This window comes from Mesorhizobium sp. WSM4837 (genome assembly GCF_055811435.1).
In genome coordinates this window covers 1-6,386 of record NZ_JBVVQE010000135.1, presented here as the reverse complement: position 1 = coordinate 6,386, position 6,386 = coordinate 1, and the positions used below count along the sequence as shown (strand labels likewise).

6 protein-coding genes are annotated in these 6,386 nt (G+C 62.4%); all 6 read right to left on the bottom strand.

The window, feature by feature from the left end; translation table 11 throughout:
* The coding region (locus AC0L3D_RS35660; RefSeq protein ID WP_473647419.1) for an aminotransferase class I/II-fold pyridoxal phosphate-dependent enzyme at positions 1-533 on the bottom strand (533 nt) is incomplete at its 3' end.
* 38 nt (positions 534-571) lie between these two features.
* Positions 572-1,516, bottom strand: coding sequence for a homoserine kinase (locus tag AC0L3D_RS35655; RefSeq protein ID WP_473647418.1), 945 nt, complete (start codon positions 1,514-1,516; stop codon positions 572-574).
* Between the two features lie 33 nt (positions 1,517-1,549).
* Complete coding sequence (thrC, locus tag AC0L3D_RS35650; protein WP_473647417.1) at positions 1,550-3,061, bottom strand: threonine synthase; 1,512 nt, start codon at positions 3,059-3,061, stop codon at positions 1,550-1,552.
* A complete protein-coding gene (locus AC0L3D_RS35645) occupies positions 3,043-4,353 on the bottom strand; it encodes an NAD(P)/FAD-dependent oxidoreductase (protein WP_473647416.1) in 1,311 nt (436 codons plus the stop codon). The genes thrC and AC0L3D_RS35645 overlap by 19 nt, the downstream gene beginning before the upstream one ends.
* A gap of 51 nt (positions 4,354-4,404) precedes the next feature.
* Positions 4,405-5,283, bottom strand: coding sequence for an ABC transporter permease (locus tag AC0L3D_RS35640; protein WP_473629701.1), 879 nt, complete (start codon positions 5,281-5,283; stop codon positions 4,405-4,407).
* A 35-nt stretch (positions 5,284-5,318) separates the two neighbouring features.
* Complete coding sequence (locus tag AC0L3D_RS35635; RefSeq protein ID WP_287223064.1) at positions 5,319-6,269, bottom strand: ABC transporter permease; 951 nt, start codon at positions 6,267-6,269, stop codon at positions 5,319-5,321.
* Between the last annotated feature and the right edge of the window lie 117 nt (positions 6,270-6,386).

Below are 6,386 nucleotides of genomic sequence, written 5' to 3'. Positions count from 1 at the left end.
TCGGTGGCGATCAGCTTGAAGCGGCTGCCTTCGGCCTTCTTCAATTCCTCCTCGAGCGCCGCCATGTCGTTGTTGGCATAGCGAAAGCGTTTTGCTTTGGAGAGCCTGACGCCGTCGATGATCGAGGCATGGTTCAGCGCGTCGGAAATGACCGCGTCCTCCTCGGAAAGCAGCGTCTCGAACAGGCCGCCGTTGGCGTCGAAGCAGGAACCGTAGAGGATCGTGTCCTCCATACCGAGGAAGCTCGATATCTTTGCCTCGAGCTGCTTGTGTTCCTCTTGTGTGCCGCAGATGAAGCGCACCGAGGCCATGCCGTAGCCGTAGCGGTCGAGCGCGGCCTTCGCCGCTTCGCGCAGCTCTTCGTTGTCGGCGAGGCCGAGATAGTTGTTGGCGCAGAAATTGAGCAGCTTGCGGCCGCCAACCTCGATCTCGGACGACTGGGGCGAGGTGATGACGCGCTCGCGCTTGTACAGGCCCTCCGTCTCGATCTGCGAAAGCAGCCCGCCAACGTAGTCTTTGAGAGTCGGTGCCATCGTGCTTCCACTTCCATTGGTGATCTTCGCGGTCTTGCTCATGCGATTTCTCCCCGGAGCACGCGCAACATGCGCTCGAAGTGACTTGGATCGTGTGCTTTGAGGAGCGCAGCTTCCCGGGGCTGGTACAGATCCCAGAGACGCGATATCCAAAAACGAAATGCTCCAGCGCGCTGCATCGCAGGAAGCAATAGGCGTTCGGGTCCAGTGAGCGCGCGAACTGACTCATACGCGCCGAGAAAGGCGGCAACTTGCTTAGTGTCTTGGCGGCCGGTGCCATTGTCGACGCACCAGTCATTTAGGCACACGGCTATATCGAACAGAAAGGTGTCGCATCCGGCGAAGTAGAAATCGAAGACGCCGGTCAGGTTACCATCTTCAAACAATACGTTGTCGCGAAAGAGATCAGCGTGCACCGGCCCCCTTGGGAGTTGCTCGTAGGTGGAGGACGCAGCAATTTGGTTCTGAAAGGCAAGTTCGCTCGTGAGCAGCGAGCGCTGTCCCTCAGATACGCAGCGGCCGACCACCGGCACCACCTCGTTCCACCATTCGAGGCCGCGCGGATTGGCCTGCCGCCGTGGGTAATCGCTCCCGGTCACGTGCATTCGCGCCAGGATCTCCCCGACAGCGCGACAATGCGACTCTGTCGACGCCGTCACGCTCTCGCCAGGAAGCCTGTTGACGATCACGGCAGGCCGGCCTTTCAGCGTGTGAAGGATTTCGCCTCTGACGTTGGCAACCGGATCCGGGACCGGCATTCGCCGCGCCGCAAGGTGCTTCATCAGGTGAAGGTAGAAGGGCAATTGCTCGAACGTGAGCCGCTCGAACAGGGTCAGCACATATTCGCCTGCCTCGGTATCCACAAAGTAGTTCGTGTTCTCAACTCCGCTCGTGCTGCCGCGAACGGAATTCGGCTGTCCCAGGCCCAGAGCCTGAAAGAAGGTTGCGACTTCGTTAGGTGACAGCTCGGTATATACGGCCATGGCGAAAAAGGTCCCGGTCGCGGAAGCAGCCCTTCAGCAGACCGCAGCCTGCAGGGTTTCGGTGATGTAGGTCTTCACGGTCTGTGCATCGGCGGGAAGCAGTTTGAACCGTCTCGGCAAGCCCTCTATGCCATCGAACCGTTGCGGAGGAACTGGCTCTCGGCCCAGGGCCTCCCTGATGGTCTCCGCAAATTTGACCGGCAGGGCCGTCTCGAGCACGATCATCGGCACATCCGAAACCGAATGCTCGCGCGCGACCTTCACGCCGTCTGCAGTGTGTGGATCGATCAGCGCGCTGAAGCGGTGCCACGCGTCACGGATCGTCTGCAACCGGTCGGCGTGGGTGCTCTTCCCGCTGCGGAAACCAAAATGGTCCGCCGCCTTCCCGAAGGCGGGATCCCCGCTGAGATCGAACGACCCGCATTCGCGCAGTTGATCGTCGAACAGCGATCTCGTCCGGCTGGCGTCGCGACCGAGCAGGTCGAACACGAAACGCTCGAGATTGGAGGCCTTGGAAATGTCCATGGATGGGCTCGAGGTTTCATGGGTATCCGCCCGGCCCCGCACGCGATACACCCCGGTATGGAAAAACTCATCGAGCACGTCGTTCTCGTTGGTCGCAATGACGAGACGGGATATGGGAAGGCCCATCATGCGCGCAACATGACCGGCGCAGACGTTGCCGAAATTGCCCGAGGGAACAGCGAAGTCGACCTCTGACGAATTCTCTTCCGTCACCTGAAAATAGGCAGAGAAGTAATACACCACCTGAGCGACCAGCCGGGCCCAGTTGATCGAATTGACGGCGCCGATCCGGTGGCGCCTCTTGAAGTCAGCATCGCCGAACACGGCTTTCACGATGTCTTGGCAATCGTCGAACACCCCTTCGATGGCAATGTTCTGAATGTTGTCGTCCTGCAGGCTGAACATCTGGGCTTGCTGAAAGGCGCTCATGCGTCCGTGGGGCGACATCATGAAGACGCGGATGCCCTTCTTGCCGCGCATGGCATATTCCGCCGCGCTGCCCGTGTCGCCACTGGTTGCCCCGAGGATATTCAACTCCGCACCCCGCCGCGCCAGTTCATACTCGAGCAGATTGCCGAGCAACTGCATCGCCATGTCCTTGAACGCCAGGGTGGGACCGTTCGACAGTTCCGCCACATGGAGACCGCTCTCAAGCATTCGCACGGGCGCGATCCTGGCGGTCCCAAAGACCTCGGGCCTGTAGGTCTTTGCACAGATGGCCTTCAGGTCAGCGGGCGGAATATCGTCGATGTAGAGCGACAGGATTTCAAAGGCGAGCACCGGGTAGGACAAGCCCCGCCACTGATCCAGCGTGGCATCATCCAGCCGAGGGTAGACCTCGGGCACATAGAGGCCGCCATCCGGGGCAAGACCTTCAAGCAGAATCTCGCAGAACTTCCTGCGTTCGGGATGGCCGCGCGTGGAGATGTAGTGCATGTGATGCTGTTCCTTGTTGCCGCTATCGTTCGGCAAGGGTCGAGAGACCGCCAACCGTTCGGCCTTCAGCGGCTGGCGCGCCACCAGGCGATACGGTCCTGCAGGGCGTAGCCCTTGATAACGGCCGGGATGAACCACGGATTGCCGCGATAGAACGGGACGGCCGCGGGCGGCCGAAAGTCGAACGCGGTGCGCGCCCGATCGCCATGCCCCATCAGCTTGTGAGCCGCACGCGTGCCGACCCATGGCGCCCAGACCACGCCCGAACCACAGAAGCCGGTGGCATAGACCACGCCGTCCTTCTCGAAGATCCTGGGCAGCATGTCGCGGTGCATCGCCACATTGCCGAACCAGCTGTGCGAAAGACGAACATTCTCCAGTTCTGGGAAAATTTCGCCCAGCCCGTTGCGCAAACGCAGCGTCGGGGCTGCCGGATCGCCTGCACGCGAGCTGTCGCGCCCGCCGAGCAGAATGCGTCTGCCGTCCGGCGAAGGGCGATAATAGAAGCCAAGCTCGCGGCCCTCACCCATCATCATCCGCTTCGGCATCAGGTGCGCCATCAGCTCAGGCGCGAGTTCCTCGGTGGCAATGATCCGGCTGCGAACCGGCACCAGCCGGCGGCGCAGGAAGGGATTGGCGCCGTCGGTGTAGCCATTTGTGCAGACCAGCACCTGGCGCGCCTGCACTGTTCCCGCCGAAGTGGCGACGCGGAACCCGGAGCTATCCCTTTCAATCGAGGTCACGGGCGTGTTCGAATGCACCGCCAGTCCCGAAGCGAGCGCCACCCGCAGGAGCTCCGCATGGAATTTGGCCGGGTGCAGCCCACCGATGTCCATCCGGACCATGCCGCCGCGATAGAAGTCGGTGCCGACGTAGTTGCGCTGCTTTGTATATGGAACAGCGTAAGATTCGATCCCCAGTTTCCTCGCCAACGCCTCGGCGCCGCGGGCCATCTTCTCGTACTGTTCATATCCGATGGCGCCCTTGAACAGGCCAACCAGTTGAAAGTCGCAGTCGAGCTTTTCCGACTTGATGAAGTCGTAAAGGAATTCGCGGGCGACCTTGCCCTCGGCCTCGATTGCCATGGCCTTTTCTTCGCCGAAGCGCCGGGTGATCGTGGCGTAGTCCAGCCGGATGCTCCCGCTGGTAATTCCGCCATTGCGCGACGAGGCCCCCTCTCCCGGATTCATCGCATCAAAAGCTGCAACCGAGCGCCCATCGCGCGCCAGCGCAAGCCCGGCCGAAAGGCCCGCATAGCCGGCGCCGACGATCGCCACATCGACCGTCCTGGCCAGGGGCTGCGGCGGCAGCGGCATGACGGGCGCCGCTTCCCACCAGTAGGGGGTGCTCTTGTCTGCGACTTTCGGCTCGTGCATGAGAGTCACTTCTCGCTGGGTTTTCGGGTGAGGCGCGGGCCGCTTTTGTGATCAGACACGGTCGTCCCGCACGTCGAGCGCATCGCGCAACCCGTCGCCGATGAAATTAAAGCTTGTCACGGCGATGGTGATGGCTGCCCCGGGAATGATCGCCAGCCAGGGCGCACTGTTCAGATACTGCTGGGCGCCCTCGAGCATGTTGCCCCAGCTCGGCAGCGGCGGCTGAATGCCATAACCCAGGAAACTGATATAGGCTTCCAGGAGAATAGCGTGCGCGACTGTCAGCGTCGCGGCCACGATGATCGGGCCCATGGCGTTGGGCAGGATCTCGCGGAACATGATATGCGCACCGCTAAGCCCCAGCATGCGGCCGGCCAGCACAAACTCGCGCTCGCGCAACGACCGCACCTCGGCCTCGACAATTCGAGCTACCTCCATCCAGCTGGTGACAGCGACGATGACGGTGACCATAGCCGGGCTCGGCTTGAGTGCCGCGGCCAAGGCAAGCAGCAGGAAGATGGAGGGGAATGACAGGAAGCCGTCGACCGTGCGCATCAGCGCTGCGCCGATCCACCCGCCGCGGTAGCCCGCGATCACGCCGACGAGCGTTCCGATCATCGTCGACAGCAGCATGGCAAAGAAAGCCACCAGCAGTGAGGTCCTCCCCGCCATGAACAGTCGCGCCGCCACGTCCCGCCCCAAAGGATCGGTCCCAAGATAGTGGTCGCCCGTCAGCGGCGGTGCAAAGCGGGCGCGCAAATCGATGTATAGGGAATCATAGGGCAGGAGATGAGGGCCGAAGACGCATGCCAGCGTGAGAAGGGTGATCATCGCGAGTCCCAGCAACGCCAGATGATGGCTGGTGAAACGGCGCACGGTGCGGCTGCGCCACCAGCGGCTTGGTCCTGCATTTGCGGCGAGAGCGGTCATTTCGGGTGCCTCCTGTAGGGTGTGAGGTTACGCGCTCAACCCAGACGAATGCGCGGGTCGACGATCGCCACGGCAATATCTGCGATCAGGTTGCCCAGAATGACGAGAATGGCCGAGAACATCAGCAGTCCCATCACGACCGGGTAGTCGCTGTAGCCGAGGCTGTCCAGGAACAGTCGACCCATCCCCGGCCAGGTAAACACTGTCTCCGTCACCAGCGCGCCGGTCAGGATGCTGGGAAGCTGCACCCCGGCCAGTGTGATCATCGGCAAAAGCGCATTGCCGACGACGTGCTTCATTATGACTCGGCGCTCGCTCAGGCCCTTGGCGCGGGCGGTCTTGACGAAATCCTGGCTGATGGCGTCGAGCGTCGCCGATCGCATGTAGCGGCTCCAGATCGCGACATGCACCAGCGACAGCACGATGCTTGGCATGATCAGGTGATGCAGGTAGTTCAGGACCGAACCGTCGCCGATCGTGTACATGTTGCCTGCAGGCAGCCAGCCCAGCTGCAGGGAGAAGATGTAGATGCCGACGAGCCCGAACCAGAAGGTCGGGATCGACAGCGCGACCATGGCTCCGACCGTCGCCATATAGTCGAACAGCGAATAGCGGTGCGTGGCGCCACGAATGCCGATCCAGGTGCCGATGGCGATCGCAATCGCGGTGGACGTCCCCATCAGCAGCAGCGTCGCAGGGACGTGCCGGCCAATCACTGCCAGCACAGGCGCGCCGTCGCGGAAGGAGTGGCCCCAGTCGCCCTGGAGAAGCCGCCAGGCCCAGTCGAGATATTGGATAAAAAGCGGACGGTTCAGCCCCAATTGCTCTTTCAGGCGCTCGAGATCGTCCTGCGTCATGCCGGGATCGAGCCCGAATTGCGCCAGCGGACCCCCCGGCAGCAGGTTCAGGACGAAAAACCCGATGACCGAGACGATCAGGAGCAGGATGAGGCTCTGTGAGAGCCGGTTGAGCAGGAAGCCGCGCATTCATCTCTCCTCTTTCAAGACAGCGCTGATGACTGGCGGGGGGGGGGGCGGCGCGGGGGGGGGGGGGGGGGGGGGGGGGGGGCGGCGCCCCCCCCCCCCCCCCCCCCAGCGGGGGGG